14 protein-coding genes are annotated in these 14,809 nt (G+C 68.5%); 4 read left to right on the forward strand and 10 right to left on the reverse strand.

The genetic code is table 11. The features are described from left to right. Window positions 1–5 precede the first annotated feature (5 nt). Window positions 6–1,121, reverse strand: a complete 1,116-nt coding sequence (locus AAFN86_RS07340; RefSeq protein ID WP_347542622.1) for an aminotransferase class V-fold PLP-dependent enzyme — start codon at window positions 1,119–1,121, stop codon at window positions 6–8. After that, a complete protein-coding gene (locus AAFN86_RS07345) occupies window positions 1,121–1,777 on the reverse strand; it encodes a DUF1028 domain-containing protein (RefSeq protein WP_347542623.1) in 657 nt (218 codons plus the stop codon). Before AAFN86_RS07345 ends, AAFN86_RS07340 begins: the two co-directional genes overlap by 1 nt. Before the next feature lie 126 nt (window positions 1,778–1,903). Between AAFN86_RS07345 and AAFN86_RS07350 the strand changes: the two genes are divergently transcribed. Beyond that, complete coding sequence (locus AAFN86_RS07350; protein WP_347542624.1) at window positions 1,904–3,493, forward strand: ABC transporter substrate-binding protein; 1,590 nt, start codon at window positions 1,904–1,906, stop codon at window positions 3,491–3,493. Beyond that, on the forward strand, window positions 3,490–4,242 hold the full coding sequence (locus tag AAFN86_RS07355; protein WP_347542625.1) for a hypothetical protein: 753 nt from the start codon (window positions 3,490–3,492) through the stop codon (window positions 4,240–4,242). The genes AAFN86_RS07350 and AAFN86_RS07355 overlap by 4 nt, the downstream gene beginning before the upstream one ends. On the opposite strand, the gene AAFN86_RS07360 is transcribed toward AAFN86_RS07355, so the two are convergent. From AAFN86_RS07360 to AAFN86_RS07395, 8 genes are read right to left on the reverse strand one after another with little or no spacing between them, the layout of a single operon-like run. After that, window positions 4,214–5,056, reverse strand: a complete 843-nt coding sequence (locus AAFN86_RS07360) for an alpha/beta hydrolase (protein WP_347542626.1) — start codon at window positions 5,054–5,056, stop codon at window positions 4,214–4,216. The genes AAFN86_RS07355 and AAFN86_RS07360 overlap by 29 nt on opposite strands. Continuing rightward, window positions 5,053–6,081 (reverse strand): arginine deiminase family protein, encoded by a 1,029-nt coding sequence (locus tag AAFN86_RS07365; protein WP_347542627.1) that lies wholly within the window; start codon window positions 6,079–6,081, stop codon window positions 5,053–5,055. Before AAFN86_RS07365 ends, AAFN86_RS07360 begins: the two co-directional genes overlap by 4 nt. 11 nt (window positions 6,082–6,092) lie before the next feature. Beyond that, complete coding sequence (locus AAFN86_RS07370; protein ID WP_347542628.1) at window positions 6,093–6,881, reverse strand: ABC transporter permease; 789 nt, start codon at window positions 6,879–6,881, stop codon at window positions 6,093–6,095. Between the two features lie 4 nt (window positions 6,882–6,885). Then, window positions 6,886–7,731, reverse strand: coding sequence for an ABC transporter permease (locus tag AAFN86_RS07375; protein WP_347542629.1), 846 nt, complete (start codon window positions 7,729–7,731; stop codon window positions 6,886–6,888). Further along, on the reverse strand, window positions 7,728–8,831 hold the full coding sequence (locus tag AAFN86_RS07380) for an ABC transporter ATP-binding protein (protein WP_347542630.1): 1,104 nt from the start codon (window positions 8,829–8,831) through the stop codon (window positions 7,728–7,730). Before AAFN86_RS07380 ends, AAFN86_RS07375 begins: the two co-directional genes overlap by 4 nt. After that, window positions 8,828–9,598, reverse strand: coding sequence for a class II aldolase/adducin family protein (locus tag AAFN86_RS07385; protein WP_347542631.1), 771 nt, complete (start codon window positions 9,596–9,598; stop codon window positions 8,828–8,830). The genes AAFN86_RS07380 and AAFN86_RS07385 overlap by 4 nt, the downstream gene beginning before the upstream one ends. After that, entirely contained in the window at window positions 9,598–10,536 is a 939-nt protein-coding gene (locus AAFN86_RS07390) for a glyoxylate/hydroxypyruvate reductase A (RefSeq protein ID WP_347542633.1), read from the reverse strand. The genes AAFN86_RS07385 and AAFN86_RS07390 overlap by 1 nt, the downstream gene beginning before the upstream one ends. A gap of 9 nt (window positions 10,537–10,545) precedes the next feature. Then, window positions 10,546–11,655: an extracellular solute-binding protein gene (locus AAFN86_RS07395; RefSeq protein ID WP_347542634.1), complete on the reverse strand. Its 1,110-nt coding sequence runs from the start codon at window positions 11,653–11,655 to the stop codon at window positions 10,546–10,548. A gap of 159 nt (window positions 11,656–11,814) precedes the next feature. Here AAFN86_RS07395 and AAFN86_RS07400 point away from each other — a divergent pair, with 159 nt between their 5' ends. Beyond that, on the forward strand, window positions 11,815–13,143 hold the full coding sequence (locus AAFN86_RS07400; protein ID WP_347542636.1) for an FAD-binding oxidoreductase: 1,329 nt from the start codon (window positions 11,815–11,817) through the stop codon (window positions 13,141–13,143). Further along, window positions 13,140–14,759: an amidohydrolase gene (locus AAFN86_RS07405; RefSeq protein ID WP_347542638.1), complete on the forward strand. Its 1,620-nt coding sequence runs from the start codon at window positions 13,140–13,142 to the stop codon at window positions 14,757–14,759. The genes AAFN86_RS07400 and AAFN86_RS07405 overlap by 4 nt, the downstream gene beginning before the upstream one ends. Window positions 14,760–14,809: the final 50 nt, after the last annotated feature.

The following is a 14,809-nucleotide window of genomic DNA, read 5'->3' on the forward strand; positions in this document are numbered from 1 at the left end:
CTTCCTCAAGCCTTGTTTGCAGCGCGCCATTCGGCGACCAGCGCGTCGGCCGCGCGCGCCATGTCCTCGGTTCCATTGTATCCATGGAAGGACACGCGGACCCGCCCGCGCCCGTTCCAGGCCAGCACGCCGCGCCGCTCCATTCCCGCGACGATCGCCGCCGCATGGGGGGATTGGACGCAGACGCTCGCGCCATGCCGGCGCGGATCGGGCGGCGTGGTCGAAGCGATGCCGGCCTCGTTGAGTCGTGCCAGCATCGCCACCGTCAGCGCCTGCACGTGCCACTCGATCGCCGGCGCGCCGAAGCGTTCCAGATACGCGATTGCGCCGTCCAGGACGTACAGCGCCACGTGCGCCGGATTGCCGCGCGTGAAGCGGGCGGCATCCGGCAGCAGCGCGGGCCGCCGTGACCAATCGGGCCGCCCCATCGAGGCGATGGAATGCCACCCGGCCGTCCCTGGCGCCCAGCCAGGCTGACGCGCGCGATTCCAGTACCCGATCGCCGTGCCGGTCGTCCCGAGCAGCCATTTATAGGTTGCGGCGAACGCGAAATCGGCGGCGCGCGCGTCAATCGGCATCCACCCCGCGCCCTGCGTGAAGTCCACCACCAGCAGAGCGCCAACGCGATCGGCCGCGGCGCGCAGCGCCACTAGGTCGTGCCGCGCGGAGGTGAGGAACGATACAGCGCTGACCGCGATCATGCGCGTACGCGGCGTCACCGCAGCGGCGACGCTCGGCGGATCAAGCATGGGCGCAAAGCGCAGCGTCACGCCCTTTTGCGCCAGCGGCGCGGCAACGGATGGGTATTCGTCCGGATCGAGCAGCACCTCATCGCCATCGCGCCAGTCGAGGCTTTCCACAACCATGGACACCCCCTCCGCCACCGAAGAGACGAAGCCGATGTCGCCCGCCTCGACGCCGAACAGCCGCGCGGCGCGATCGCGCGCCGAGGCCGTCCGCGCTTCCTGGCGCTCGCGTCCGGCCGGGCCATGCGACTTGTCCTCGGCATAGGCCGCGAAGGCCGCGTCGTGACGGCGCAGGAAGGGCGTCTCCCCCGCCGCGCAGACATGCACGACGCCGGGCGGGATGCGGAAATCAGCGGGGTCGAACAGCGCGTCCATCAGATGATCGGCGCGTCTTCGGGGTTGATCGCACGCTGCACGAAGCCGTCGGCAAGCGGCGCATATTCCTCCCACAGCGCCCGCAGCCTGGGGATCGGACCTTCCGCCTTGTCGATGCGCAGATCCACATAGGGGAAGCATTCGCGATCGACGACCGTCAGGCTCGCCGACGTGACCTCGCCATGCTCGCCGCCGGCGGCCTCGCCCGCCTCCAGCGCGCGCACCAAGCGCTCGGCGAGCGGCCGGTCGACATTGGCGAGGAAGGCCTCGGCCATGGCGCCCGCGACGCGCTCATTCGCCAGGATATTGCCCAGCGCGACCACATCCAGGCCATGCGCCACGCTCCGCGACGACTTTACCCGCTCGCCATCGAAATGCGCCGTGCGGCCCAGCCGGTCCATCACCGCGATCTGCCGCCAGCGATGATCGGGCGTGGAAGCCACGACCGCGGCCAGCGCCTCCGCCGCCGAACAGCCCGACCGCAGAAGATCGAGCCCACGCGGCCCAAGCCGCGGGTCGGTGCGGTGCTGCGTCAGCACCCCGCCAACGCCGGCCGCCAGGAACGGCACCCGCGTGCCCACGGCGATGGACGAGGTCGTCACCGCGGCGCCGAACTGGCCGGTTCGCGCGCAACGTCCGAGGAGAGAGAAGGTCATGCCGTTTCCTTGACGCGGGGGCGCCGCATTCAAGGCCGCGCCGCGCGCCGCGTCCAGGGCGCACCGTGGACAAGGCCCACGGGGCTGCCATGATGTGGCAGGGCTGTTCCAGGGAGGCGAAAGACAATGGCCACGCGCAGATTCACCATGCTGGCGGCGGCGGCTCTCGCGCTGCTGGCCACGCCTCGCCCCGCCCCGGCGCAGCAGGCCCCGTCGGGTACGCTGCGCATCGTGCTCGTCAACGCGCTGGCCAGCGTCGACCCGGTGGTTTCGACGGCGGCCTTCGTCCGCAATCACGGCTTCTTCGTCTACGACCAGTTGTTCGGCCTGGACAGCCAGGGCGAGGCACGCCCGCAGATGGTCGAGCGGTTCGAGGTCTCGCCCGACGGCATGACCTACCGCTTCACGCTGCGCGACGGCCTCGCTTTCCATGATGGCCAGCCGGTGCGCGCGGCCGATGCCGTCGCCTCGATCCGTCGCTGGGGCCAGCGCGACATCGCCGGCCGCGCGCTGCTCGCGGCCACAGCCGCGATCGAGGTGGTGGACGACAAGACCTTCACGCTGCGGCTGTCCCGCCCCTTCGGCCTGGTGACCGAGGCCCTGGCCCGCCCCACCGCCAATGCGCTGTTCGTGGTGCCGGAACGCATCGCCAGCACGCCGGCCAATACGGCCTTCACCGATACCACCGGGTCCGGCCCCTTCATCTTCCGCCCACAGGAATTCGTGGCGGGCGAGCGCGCCGTCTATGTCCGCAACCCGGCCTATCGCCCGCGCCCCGAACCGGCGGACGGGCTGGCCGGCGGCAAGGTCGTGATGCTCGAACGGGTCGAATGGCTTGGCCTGTCCGACCCGGCAACGGCGGCCGCGGCGCTGCAATCCGGTGAGATCGACTTCGTCGAGCAGCCGACGCCCGACGTGCTGCCGGTGCTCCAGCGCAACCGCAACATCCGCACTTTCGCGCTGAACCCGATCGGGTCGATGGTGTGGTTGCGGCCGAACCACGTGATCCCGCCCTTCAACGACCCCCGCGCACGCCAGGCGCTGCTGTACCTGGTCAACCAGCAGGAAAACCTGCAGGCGATCGGCGTCGCGCCGTCGGAACAGGTGCCGTATTGCCCAGCCTACTTCCTGTGCGGCACGCCGCTTGAAAGCGCCACCGGCGCCCAGGGGCTGCGGGAGGTCAACATCGCGCGCGCCCGCGAATTGCTGCAACAGGCCGGCTACAATGGCGAGCGCGTGGTCTTCATGAACGCCACGGATTCGCCGATCAACAACGCCGTCACCCTGACGATGGCCGAGAACATGCGCCGCGCCGGGCTGAACATGGATGTCGCGGCAATGGACTGGGCAACGCTGACCCAGCGGCGCAACCGGCGCGAGCCGATCGAACAGGGCGGCTGGAACTTGTTCGTTACCATCGCCAACGTGCTGGATTCACAGAACCCGCTGGTGAACCTGTACCTCGGCGCGCCGTGCGATACCGCTCCGGCAGGCTGGCCATGCGACGCCGAGCTCGAACGCCTGCGCGCCGCCTGGTGGGAGGAATCCGACCCCGCGAAGCGCCGCGGCATCCTCGAGCAGGTGCATGCCCGCGCGTATGAGGTATTGCCCTATATCAATGGCGGGCAGTTCCGCGTCCTCGCGGCGCATCGGGCGAATATCGAAGGCCTGCGTCCGACCACCATCCCGGTCTTCTGGGGCGTGACCAAGCGGTGAGCACCCTCGACAACGCCGCGGCCGGATACCGCTTCATCCCCGCCGTGATGCAGTATTCCGGCGGGGTCGCCGCCCTGCCGGGATTCCGGCTGGAGCGCGTCCGCTTCGCCAATCCGGTGCCGATGGCGCTGGGTTGGCGTCGCATCGCCGCATACCTCGACGCCATCGGACGGCCGCGCACCGCCTTCGCAGCCTGCGAACTGCGGGCCCCCGCGCCCTTCACCGAGGACGGCTTCCGCGTGTTCAACACCGGCTATGCGGAGGTGCTCGGCGCTTGGGGAATCCTGCAGGATGGGCACAACCCGGTCGCCCGCAGCAATGTCTGCCCGCGCGTATCGCCGCCCAGTGAACCGGGCTTCCACGCCTTCTGCTTCACGGTGCCGGATGCGGATGCACCGCCATCCTTCGCGGTCGCCGGCAGCGGGGAGTCGGTCGAGGGCAAGGGCACCTACCGCGAGAACACCGTCGCCTATGGCGACACGTCGCCGGAGGGGATGCTGAAAAAGGGCCGTCATGTGCTGGGCGAGATGGAACGGCGCATGGGGCTGCTCGGCTTCAACTGGGCCGATACCACGGGCGTGCAGGCCTATACGGTGTTCCCCATGCCGCCGGCATTGACCGAGGAGGTCGTCGCCCGCGGCGCGGCGCGCCACGGCCTGACCTGGCAGGATTGCCGCCCGCCGGTCGAAGGGCTGGACTACGAGATGGATTGCCGCGGCATCATGACGGAACGCGTCCTGCCGGGCTGATCGCGCCGAGCCGCGCCGCGAGGAACGCCTCCACCGCGGCGAAGGTCTCGCGCACCGCATGCGTAGCGCCCTCGACCCAGTCCAGCCGCGCATCGCAGCCGGCGGCACGCAGATTGGCCTCCAGCGTCAGCATGCGGCCGATGCGTGTCGCGCCGGACCGCTCCACAGCCTCCATCAGCCGAGGATCGCCCCGAGGCACCGCAATATGGTCGAGCCCGGTGTCCCTGGTGCCGATGACGAGCTGGATGGTCACGTCGCGCATCGCCGCAATGTCGGGCGGATGGCCGAAGGTGGCAGCAAAATCGCCGGTGCCGGCCCACCAGGGCAGGTTTTCGTCCAGCAGCGTGACGTAGCCCGGTGCGCCGATCGAGACGGTGTCGAGCCGCGTTGGGTGGAGGAGCAGGAAACGCTGGACGAATTGCGCGCCGCCCGAGAAGCCCGTCATCATGAAACGCTCGATGTCGAGCGGCAGGCGCGTCGCGGCATCCGCGACCATGGCGAGCAGCGCCAGGTCGTAGCGCATGCCCCGGAAGGCGCAGACCTTGTAGCCAGGCTCGTCATCCGGGGCGACCGCGCCGATCGGGAACAGCGGCGTGAGAACCACGGCGCCGGTACGGTCGCACAGCGGCGCATGCAGGGTGCGGATTACCTCCGGTCGGCGGTCGCTGCCGTGCATGGCGACGATCAGCGGCGCTTTCCCCTCCGGCCGCTGGCGCGGGACATAGAGGCAGTAGGAGAAGCAGGAATACCCCGGCGCCGCATAGAAGGGCGAACGGCCCGCCGGGGCAGGTTCCCAGACGGGCCAGGCGTTCACAGTGGGTCGCGCACCAGCGGCGAGGTGGAGCAGTGGATGCCGCCGCCACCCAGATAGACCCGGTCATAGGCCACCAGCCGCACGCTGATGCCGGCCTTGTCCAGCGCTTCCTGGGTGCGGGGGCCGACCTGGTCGCTCATCAGCACGCGCCCCGGGGCGACGGCGAGGCAGTTGATCGCCCAGGACGGATCCTGGTGGTTCAGCGGAATCATGCGGATACCCAGGCGCCTCAGCTCCTCCATGAAGACGAAGGGCAGCGTCGAGGGATTCACCAGAGCGACGTCATGATGAAGCATCACCAGGGCGCCATCGATGTGCAGGCGATAGCCGGGGATCTGCACACGGATCAGACGGGTGCCCTGAAGGGCCAGCACCTCCTCCATCTGCCGCGCGCCTTCCTCATTGACGCGGGAGGAGACGCCAATCACCGCCACATCGGGGCGCAGATAGGCGAAGGACCCGCCTTCCATCAGCCCGGTGCCGGCGATGGTGCGAAGGATGGGCATGCCAAGCGCCGCCAGCGCCTCGGTCACCGGGCGTTCCTCCCCCCGGCGGATGCGCGGCCCCATGCGGGTGACGACGGCGCCGCCGTCAAGCGCGATGCAGGAATCACGGGTGTAGATGGATTTGTGGCGCCCCGTCGCGGCGCGGGGCAGCATTACCACCTCGACACCTTCCTCCCGTAGCGCGGCGGCCAGCGCGTCGTGCTGGGCCTGCTGCTCGGCGAGCGTCGGGATGACTTCCCCGCGCCAGTAGGCGCCGCTGGCAGGGTCGCCATGGGCGCCGAGTTCGGGGATCAGCGGCAGGGTCTCGAGGACCTTCATCTCCTCGCCAGGGCGGTGCATCAGCACGACGCGCAGCCGGCCGATATCCGAATTGCAGCCCCAGCGGCGGCCCCATCCGAAGACCTGCTCCGCCTCGCTGTTGAAGGCGGGCTCAGGCTCGGACGCGAAGCGCTCGATCAGCATGTTGTAGCGGTGGTCGAATTCCGACATCGCGCTCGACATGGCGCGTTCCTCCTTCATGTTGCTTTCAGTCAGCCTTCGCTGCGGCGCCTCAAGGCACGGTCGGCCATCAGCAGCAGCAGCGTGAACAGGATCAGCAGCACCGCAACCGCCGCCATGGCGGGGTCGAGATTCTCATTGATGCCATCCCAGATCCGGCGCGGCAGGGTGAAGACGTCGCGCGATGCGATGAACAGCACCATCACCAGTTCATCCCAGGAATGGATGAAGGCGAAGATCGCACCGGAAAAGATGCCCGGTGCGATGCGCGGCAGGATGACCCAGCGCAGCGTCTGCGACAGCGACGCCCCCATGCCGCGCGCCGCCTGTTCCAGCCGTGGGTCGAAAGTGGCGAGCGCGGTCGAGACTGTGATCACCACATAGGGGATCCCGGTCACCCCATGGGCGATCACCACGCCGAGGAATCTGTCGAGCAGTCCGAGCGGCCCGAAATACCGGTACAGCCCGATGGCGTAGACGATGGATGGGATGATCAGCGGCAGCAGCATCAGCACGCGCACCAGTTCCGTGGCGCGGCGGGAAATGCGCCAGCAGCCGATGGCGCACAGCGTCCCCGCCGTGACGGACACGATCGTCGCCGCCACCGCGATGGTGAAGGATTGCCAGATCGACCCCAGCCATTCCGGCGAGGTCAGCACGGTGGCGAAATGCCGGAAGGAGATGCCGTCCTCCGGCAGCGACAAGTACCGCTGGTCGGTCAGCGCCACCGGCAGGATGATCAGGATCGGCAGCACGAGATACGCCGCCGTGGCCCAGGCCAGTCCCCGGCCAAAGGATCCGGGACGATAGGTGCCGTCCATCGCCTCAGGCCCCCGCGCCGAAGATGCGCCGCAGGTCGACGATGCGGGAGAACACGGCCAACGTCACCAGGATCGCCAGCACCAGCACCGTCGCCATCATCGTCCCGAGGCCCCAGCGGATCAGGTCGAGGATCTGCAGGCTGATCCATTCAGCCACCATCAGCGTCTTGCCGCCGCCGAGGATTGCAGGGGTGATGTAGAAGCCGAGCGAGAAGATGAAGACCAGCACGCCGGCGGCGATCACGCCCGGCATGGACAGCGGCAGGAAGACGTGGCGGAACACCTCGCCCCGGCTGGCACCGAGGCCGCGCGCGGCAGCCAGCAGGCGCGGGTCGATCTCCCGCATGCTCGCCAGCATCGGCAGCACGGCGAAGGGCACCATGTAGTGGACCATGCCGACGATGATGCCGAACTCGTTCCACACCAGCGGCAGCGGCTCGGTGATGAGGCCGGCATTCATCAGCGTGTTGTTCACCAGTCCCTGCCGGCGCAACAGCGTGACCCAGGCGAAGGCGCGCACCAGCACCGAGATCCACAGCGGCACCAGCACCGCGAGGATCCACCATCCGCGCGCCCGCGGGCTCGCCAGCGTTATGGAATATGCGATCGCGTAGCCGAGCAGCAGCGCGAGCACCGTGGTGATGCCGCAGATGCGCAGCGTCGTCATGATCACGCGCTGCACGGCACCCGAAGTCAGGATGCGCACGTAATTGCCGAATCCCGGCGAGGGTTCGGTGACGCTGATCGCCAGCACCTGCACGATGGGCGCGATGTAGAAAACCAGCAGCAGCGCGAAGGCCGGCAGGATCAGCAGCCACCATCCGGCACCTGGGCGCCCGGTCGCCGTCATGCCGCGTCCTCCTCGACGGGCACGGCGGCCTCGGCCGGCCAGCCCAGGCGGACGGGCAGGCCCTCGGCCGGCGCGAAGGCCGAACGCCAGGATGGCAGGTTGGCGCGGATCTCGCCGAGATCCGCGGTTTCGATGCGCAGCGAGAATCCAGCCCCGAGATAGGACCAGGCGACGATGCGGCCGTCGACGATGCTGTCGGCCTCCTCGCCCTCGCCGAGCAGGGTGATCTTCTCCGGCCGCAGCGACAGCAGGCTGCGTGTCCCGGCCGCCGGCGCAGCCTCGCCTGCCGGCAGCGACACGGTCAGTTGCGCCGCGCCGGCCTCCAGCGTGAAGCCGCCCGGATGCGGCTGGCGGACCAGACCTTCGAGGAAATTCGACTTGCCGAGGAAATCCGCGACGAAGCGCGTGCGCGGCCGTTCGTACAACGCCCCCGGCGCGCCAGCCTGCACCAGCTTGCCATGGTTGAGGATGGCGATGCGGTCGGACAGCGAGAGCGCTTCCTCCTGATCATGCGTGACATTGACAAAGGTGCGCCCAACACGCCGGTGCAGCGCCTTCAGTTCTTCCTGCAATTCGGCGCGCAGCTTCTTGTCGAGGGCGGAAAGCGGTTCATCTAGCAGCAGCAGGTTCGGGTCGAACACCAGAGCACGGGCCAGGGCGACGCGCTGCTGCTGGCCACCCGACAATTGCTTCGGCAAGCGGTCCGCGAAGGCCGCCAGTTGCACCAGGTCCAGCGCCGCTCGCACCTTTGTGTCACGATCCGCCCGCGACAGGCCGCGTACACGCAACGGGAAGGCGACGTTCTCGGCGACCGTCATGTGCGGGAACAGCGCATAGCCCTGGAAGACCATGCCGAAATTGCGCTTCTCCGGCGGCAGCGGGGTGATGTCCGCACCATCGAGCACGATGCTGCCCGCGCTCGGCGCGACAAATCCCGCCACCGCCATCAGGATCGTCGTCTTGCCCGACCCCGATGGCCCGAGCAGCGTCAGGAATTCCCCTTGCGCGACATCCAGCGAAACGCGATCCACCGCGGTGAAGGTGCCGTAGTGCTTGCTGACTTCCTGCAGGGTCAGCGCATGCCCGCGCTGCTCGCTCACGTCACGTAGTCCGGCTGCTCGCGATCCAGTTTCCGGCGCAGCGCCTGCCAGGGCAGCCAGCCCTTCGTCGGGCCGGTACCGAACTGCGCGGCGGTGCGGGTGACGACCTGCGCGGGAGGGATGGCCAACGGCGCGCCCGAAGACTGTGCGGCCAATTGGATCCGACAGGCCTGTTCCAGATAGTACATCCAGTAGAAGGCCGCGGCGACGGTCGGCCCAACCGTCAGCAGCCCATGGTGACGTAGGATCATGCAGGGTTTGTCGCCCAGGTCACGCACCAGACGCTCGCGTTCGGACAGGTTGTCGTCCGCCGCGACGCCCTCGTAGTCGTGCAGCGCCACCTTGCCGTCGAACTCGATGCTCATCTGGTTCAGCGGGAGCAGCCCGCCGGTCTGCGCGGCGACCGCCATGCCGGCCAGCGTATGCGTGTGCATGACGCACATCGCATGCGCGCATTCGCGGTGCACGGCGGAATGGATCACGAAGCCGGCCGGGTTCACCGGCCAGGCGGTGTCCTGCATCGGCTCGCCCTCGGCATCCACCACAACCAGGCTGCTCGCGGTGATCTCCTCGAACAACAGGCCGTAGGGATTGACCAGGAAGCGATGCCCCTCCCCCGGCAGTCGTGCCGAGAGATGGGTGAAGACCAGATCCGTCATGCCGAACAGCGCGATCAGCCGGTAGGCCGCGGCGAGGTCTTCGCGCACCTCCTGCTCGGTCTGGATGCGGCTGGGGTCCGGCTTCACCGGCGGCGGCGGGAGGGGCATCAGTAGCCTCGCTCGGGAAGGTAGAGATTGGGCAGCGCCTCGCCACGCTCGAAGCGGGCGATGCAGTCGGCGATGTAGCGCGCGCGTTCGTGCCGGCTCGGCAGGCTTGCCGCATGCGGCGTGACGGTGATGCGCGGGTGCGTCCAGGCCGGGTTGTCGGACGGCAGCGGTTCCGTCTCGAAGACATCCAGCATCGCACCGGAAAGCTGCCCGGCGTCCAATGCCGCGACGATGTCCGGCAGGACCTGGTGCGCGCCGCGCCCGACCTGCACCAGTCCCGCGCCAGGCGGCAATTGCCCCAGCAGCGGCGCGGCGATGAGCCCCACAGTCTCCGGCGTTGCCGGCAGCAGGCAGACCAGCACCTCGCTGCGCGCCAGGAACGCTGGCAATCCGCGCGGGCCGGCGAAGCATTCCACGCCTTCGATCGTCTTGCGCGAGCGCGACCAGCCGATGACGGGGATGCCAAGACCACGCAGCATCGCCACCGCGCGTTGCCCCATCGCTCCGAGACCCATGATGCCAACAGTCTTCGCCGCCGCGGCGAAGGGCGGATCGAAGGCATCCCAGGCGCATTTCGCCTGCGCGATCGCCATGCGCCGCGCATCCTTGCTGAGCGACAGGACGGCCCAGCAGACGAATTCACCCATGCGCTGCGTCGCCTCGGGCGGCACGCAGCGCACCAGCGGCAGGTGCTTCGGCAAATGCTGGTCGCGCAGGATGGCGTCCACCCCCGCCCCCGATCCGAATATCGCGCGCAGCCTCGGCAACGCCGCGAGACGCCCCGGCTCCGGATCCCATACCAGGGCGTAGTCCACCGCGGCGGGATCGACTGTCGCGTCGTCCCACCACCGCACATCAAGATCAGGTGCCACCTCGGCGAAGCTGGCGCGCCATTCCGGCAGCGCCTGCTCGCCTCCCGACTTCACGACAAGAATCACGGGATGGAATCAGCCCGTGATCGCGTCGATGAAGTCAGCATTGGCCTGCTGGTAGTTCCGGCCCCACCATTCACCGTCGAGCACTACCTGCACGCGCGCGTTCTCCGGATCGGTCGGGTTGTTCTTGCGCAGTTCCTGCGGCACCAGGGCCGCGGCGCGCGGATTGGTCGGGCCGTTGCCCAGCAGCGTCAGCAGGCCGACCTGCGGTTCCGGATTGTGCATCATGGAAGCGAGCAGGCGCTGCGCGCCCTCACCACCCGGATTGCCGCGCGGGATGACGAAGATGCCCGCCTGCAACAAGGCCTGCGGCCAGATGAACTTGATGCGGCCGTTGGTCTCACGCTCCAGCACCGTCGCGCGGGTGTGCCAGATCATGCCCATCACCGCCTCGCCGGTGCGCAGGAACTGCTCGCTCTCGCTGCCGCTGTTCCAGAACACCGCGTTGCGGCGCAACGACGCGGCCTTGCGCACCGTGGCGTTGATATCCAGCGGATAGAGGCTCGCCGGGCTCTTCCCGAGCGCCATCTGCGCAGCATCGAGTGTCGCCAGCGCATCGCGCCGCATCAGCCGCGTGCCCGGGAATTTCTGCAGGTCGTAGAAATCAGCCCAGCTGGTCGGCCCGCCATTGGGGAACTTGGCGCTGTCGTAGCAGAGCACCGAGCTGAACGAATACGGCGCCGCGCCGTATTCCAGCGCGAAGCCGACCGGCAGCGTGTCCTCCTTCTTGACGATGTTGTAGTCGATCTTTGTCACAAGGTTCTGCCCGCCGAGCAGGAAGGACGCCGACGCCGAGGAATCGCAAAGGTCCCAGGTGGTGCGCCCGCTTTCCACCATGGAACGGATGCGCCCGGCGGACGGCCCCGTGCTGTCCTGTTCCACGGTCCAGCCCGGATTCGCCGCGACGAAGGGCGCACCGTAGAAATTGCCGAAGCCCTGGTTGGCGATACCGCCCCAATTGACCATTACCAGCTTGCGCGCCGCCTGGGCCTGCGCATCGCCCGACGCCAAGCTGCCCACGCCGAGTGCAGCAAGGCCGGCGAGCAGCGTGCGCCGGTCAACCTCTCCGCGGCGGAACCTGCGCAAGGCCAGTTCGACACAATCCTGCTGAAAGCTCTGCATCACCGTCTCTCCTCACTGGGCGCGCGTCGTCGCGCCCGCCGTTGCGCCGCCAGCGCAAAGCATGACGCATGCCAGAGAGGCCTGCGACCACTTGCCGTTGTCGCCGTGCCGGCGTGAAATCTCCCACGCAAATCACACCATGAGCAGGCTGATCGGGCAATGACCTCCGCGAACTCCATCTTCGCGCCCGGCTTCAAGACCACCCCCTGGTGGTGGGAAGCCGCTGAACCACCCGCCCGCGACGGCGTCCTGCCCGACAGCGCCGGCGTCGCCATCGTCGGGGGCGGCTATGCCGGACTATCGGCCGCGCTGACGCTGCGGCGGCTAGGGCATGAAGTGACCGTGCTGGATGCCGAACGGATCGGCTGGGGCGCATCGTCGCGCAATGGCGGCATGGTCTCGGGTGGGCTGAAGGTCGCCTCGGGCGAGCTCAACAAGACGTATGGCGCGGATCCGGCGCGCGCTATCGCGCTGGCGGCCGCTGCCTCATTCCCTTTCATCGAGGAGACGATCGCGCGGGAGGGAATCGACTGCGACTACCTCCGCTGCGGCCGCTTCGTTCCGGCCTGGACACCGAAGCACTATGACGCGCTCGCCGCCCGAGCGGACTTCATCGCCGAGATCACCGGCCTGCCGACGCACATGCTGCCGAAGGGCCGCCAGCATGAGGCGCTCGGCAGCGACCACTACTATGGCGGCATGATCGCCGAGGCCTCGGGCAGCCTGCATCCGGGCAAGTATGCGCGTGGCCTCGCTGATGCTGCCGACCGTGCCGGCGCGCGGCTGGTCGACGGCGTGCGTGTCAACGGCATCCGCCAGGACGGCACCGGCTTCCGCCTGACCACCGATCGCGGCGCCATGCGCGCCGATGCGGTGCTGGTCGCGACTAATGGCTATTCGCGCGACGGCCAGGGGCGGTCGGCGATGCCCTGGCTGGCGCGACGGATGATCCCGGTCGGGTCCTATATCATCGCCACCGAGGAATTGCCGGCCGACACGATGGATCGGCTGTTCCCGGGCCGGCGGATGATCAGCGACACCAGGCGCGTGCTGAACTATTTCCGCCCCTCGCCCTATGGCAACCGCATCCTGTGGGGAGGCCGCGCTTCCTTTGGCCCCACCGAACCCGCCATCGCTGCGCCGGTGCTGCGCGGCTTCATGCTGTCCGTCTTCCCCGAATTGAAGGACGTGCGGCTGACCCATGCCTGGACCGGCAACGTCGCCTTCACCTTCGACTTCCTGCCACATATCGGCGTGCAGGACGGCATCCATTACGCCGCCGGCTGCCAGGGATCCGGCGTTGCGATGGCGACCTGGCTTGGCCATCGCGCTGCGCTGAAGATCGCCGGCGCCGACAATGAAGGCTTCGCGCTGGACGGACTGAACTTCCCGACGGCGCCGCTCTACAACGGCAATCCCAACTGGTTCCTGCCGATCGTCGGCGGCTGGTACCGACTGCGTGACCATATGGACAGGGCTGCCGCATGAACGCCGATTTCGTCCTTCTCAATGCCCGCATCGCGACGATGGATGCAGCGGGCACACAGGCCGAGGCGCTGGCGGCGATCGGTGGGCGCGTCGTCGCCATCGGTAGTTCAGATGCGATCCGCGACCATCTTGGCCCCGACACCCGCGTGCTGGACGCCGAGGGTCGCCGCGTCATCCCTGGCATCGTCGACAGCCATGCGCATCCGGATTCCTATGCGGTGCGTCTTCGTACCTGGACGCTGGTATCGCCGGACCGCGTCGCGACACGCGACGCCCTGCTCGCCACCATCCGTCGCGCCTGCGAGGTCCTGCCAAGCGGACGCTGGGGCGCCTTCTACCGACTGAACGAGCGTGCCTCCGGCGGCTATCCGACGCTCGACGAGTTGGACGCGGCGAGCGCCGGCCACCCGGTCTTCATCCTGCGCACGGACGGGCATCTCGGCCTCGCAAACCGCGCCGCCTTTGCGGCCTGCGGCGTGGCCGCGGATGCGCCCGACCCGCCCTACGGCGCCTTCGACCGCGACCCGCATACCGGCGCCTTCACCGGATTGGTGCGGGAGACGGCGGCGCACATCTTCCTCAATGCCATCCATGACGCCGACAGCGAGTCCGACATCGCCGAAGGCATGGAGATGGTGCAGGACGAATGCCTGCGCCACGGCATCACCTCGGTCGCCAATTCGCTGACGCCGTCCAAGGCAATCCGCGCCTATCAGCGGATGCTGCGCGACGGGCGCTGGCGGATGCGCATGGGCATCATCGCATCCGGCCGGGACGAACCGCTGATCCCGCACCTGATCGGTGCCGGCATCCAGTCTGGCTTCGGCGATGAATGGCTGCGGCTGATCGGTGTTGAATGGTGTCCGGATTGCTCGACCTCCGGCCGCACCGCTGCCTATTGGGACCCGTATATCGGCGCCGCGGTGCCGGGCGAGCCGGTGCCCAATACCGGCATGCTGCTGTACGATCGCGACGACCTGACCGCGCGCGCCACCGCCGCGCACAAGGCCGGATTGCAGGTGATGATCGAGGGTGTCGGCGATCGCGGCATCGATTTCGCGCTGGACGTGATGGAAGCGGCACTCGCCGCGCATCCCGTCGCCGATCACCGGATGCGCGTCGAACACTGCTGCTACGTGACGCCGCCGATCCTGGCGCGGTTGAAGCGCGGCGGCTTTGTCGATTCCTCCGCGACCGGCTTCATGGATGAACTCGGCGAGGCCTATGTCGCCAATCGCGGCCAGGCGGCGCTGCGGCACATGTGGCCGCATCGATCCCTGATCGCGGCCGGGATCCCGGCGCCGGGCCATTCCGACTTCGCCGTGTGTCGCGTGAACCCGTTCACCGCGCTGGGGGCAATGGTGACGCGGCGTAGCCAGACCGGGGCAGACCTCGATGCATCCGAAGCGGTGACGCCCATGCAGGCTCTCGCGGCCTATACCAGCCTCGGCGCCTGGGCGCAGCGTGAGGAAACCGACAAAGGCAGTCTGGAGGTCGGCAAGCTGGCCGACCTTGCAGTGCTGGATACCGATATCCTCACCTGCGATCCGGCGGCGATCCGCGACACGCGCGTGACCGCGACGGTGGTCGGCGGCGTGCCGCGCCACCTCGCTTGACCCCCCTTTCCGCCGCCTGTCCCGGCATGCGAGACTCGTTCCATACAATC

This window comes from Roseomonas sp. CAU 1739, assembly GCF_039839775.1.
GTDB lineage: Bacteria > Pseudomonadota > Alphaproteobacteria > Acetobacterales > Acetobacteraceae > Neoroseomonas.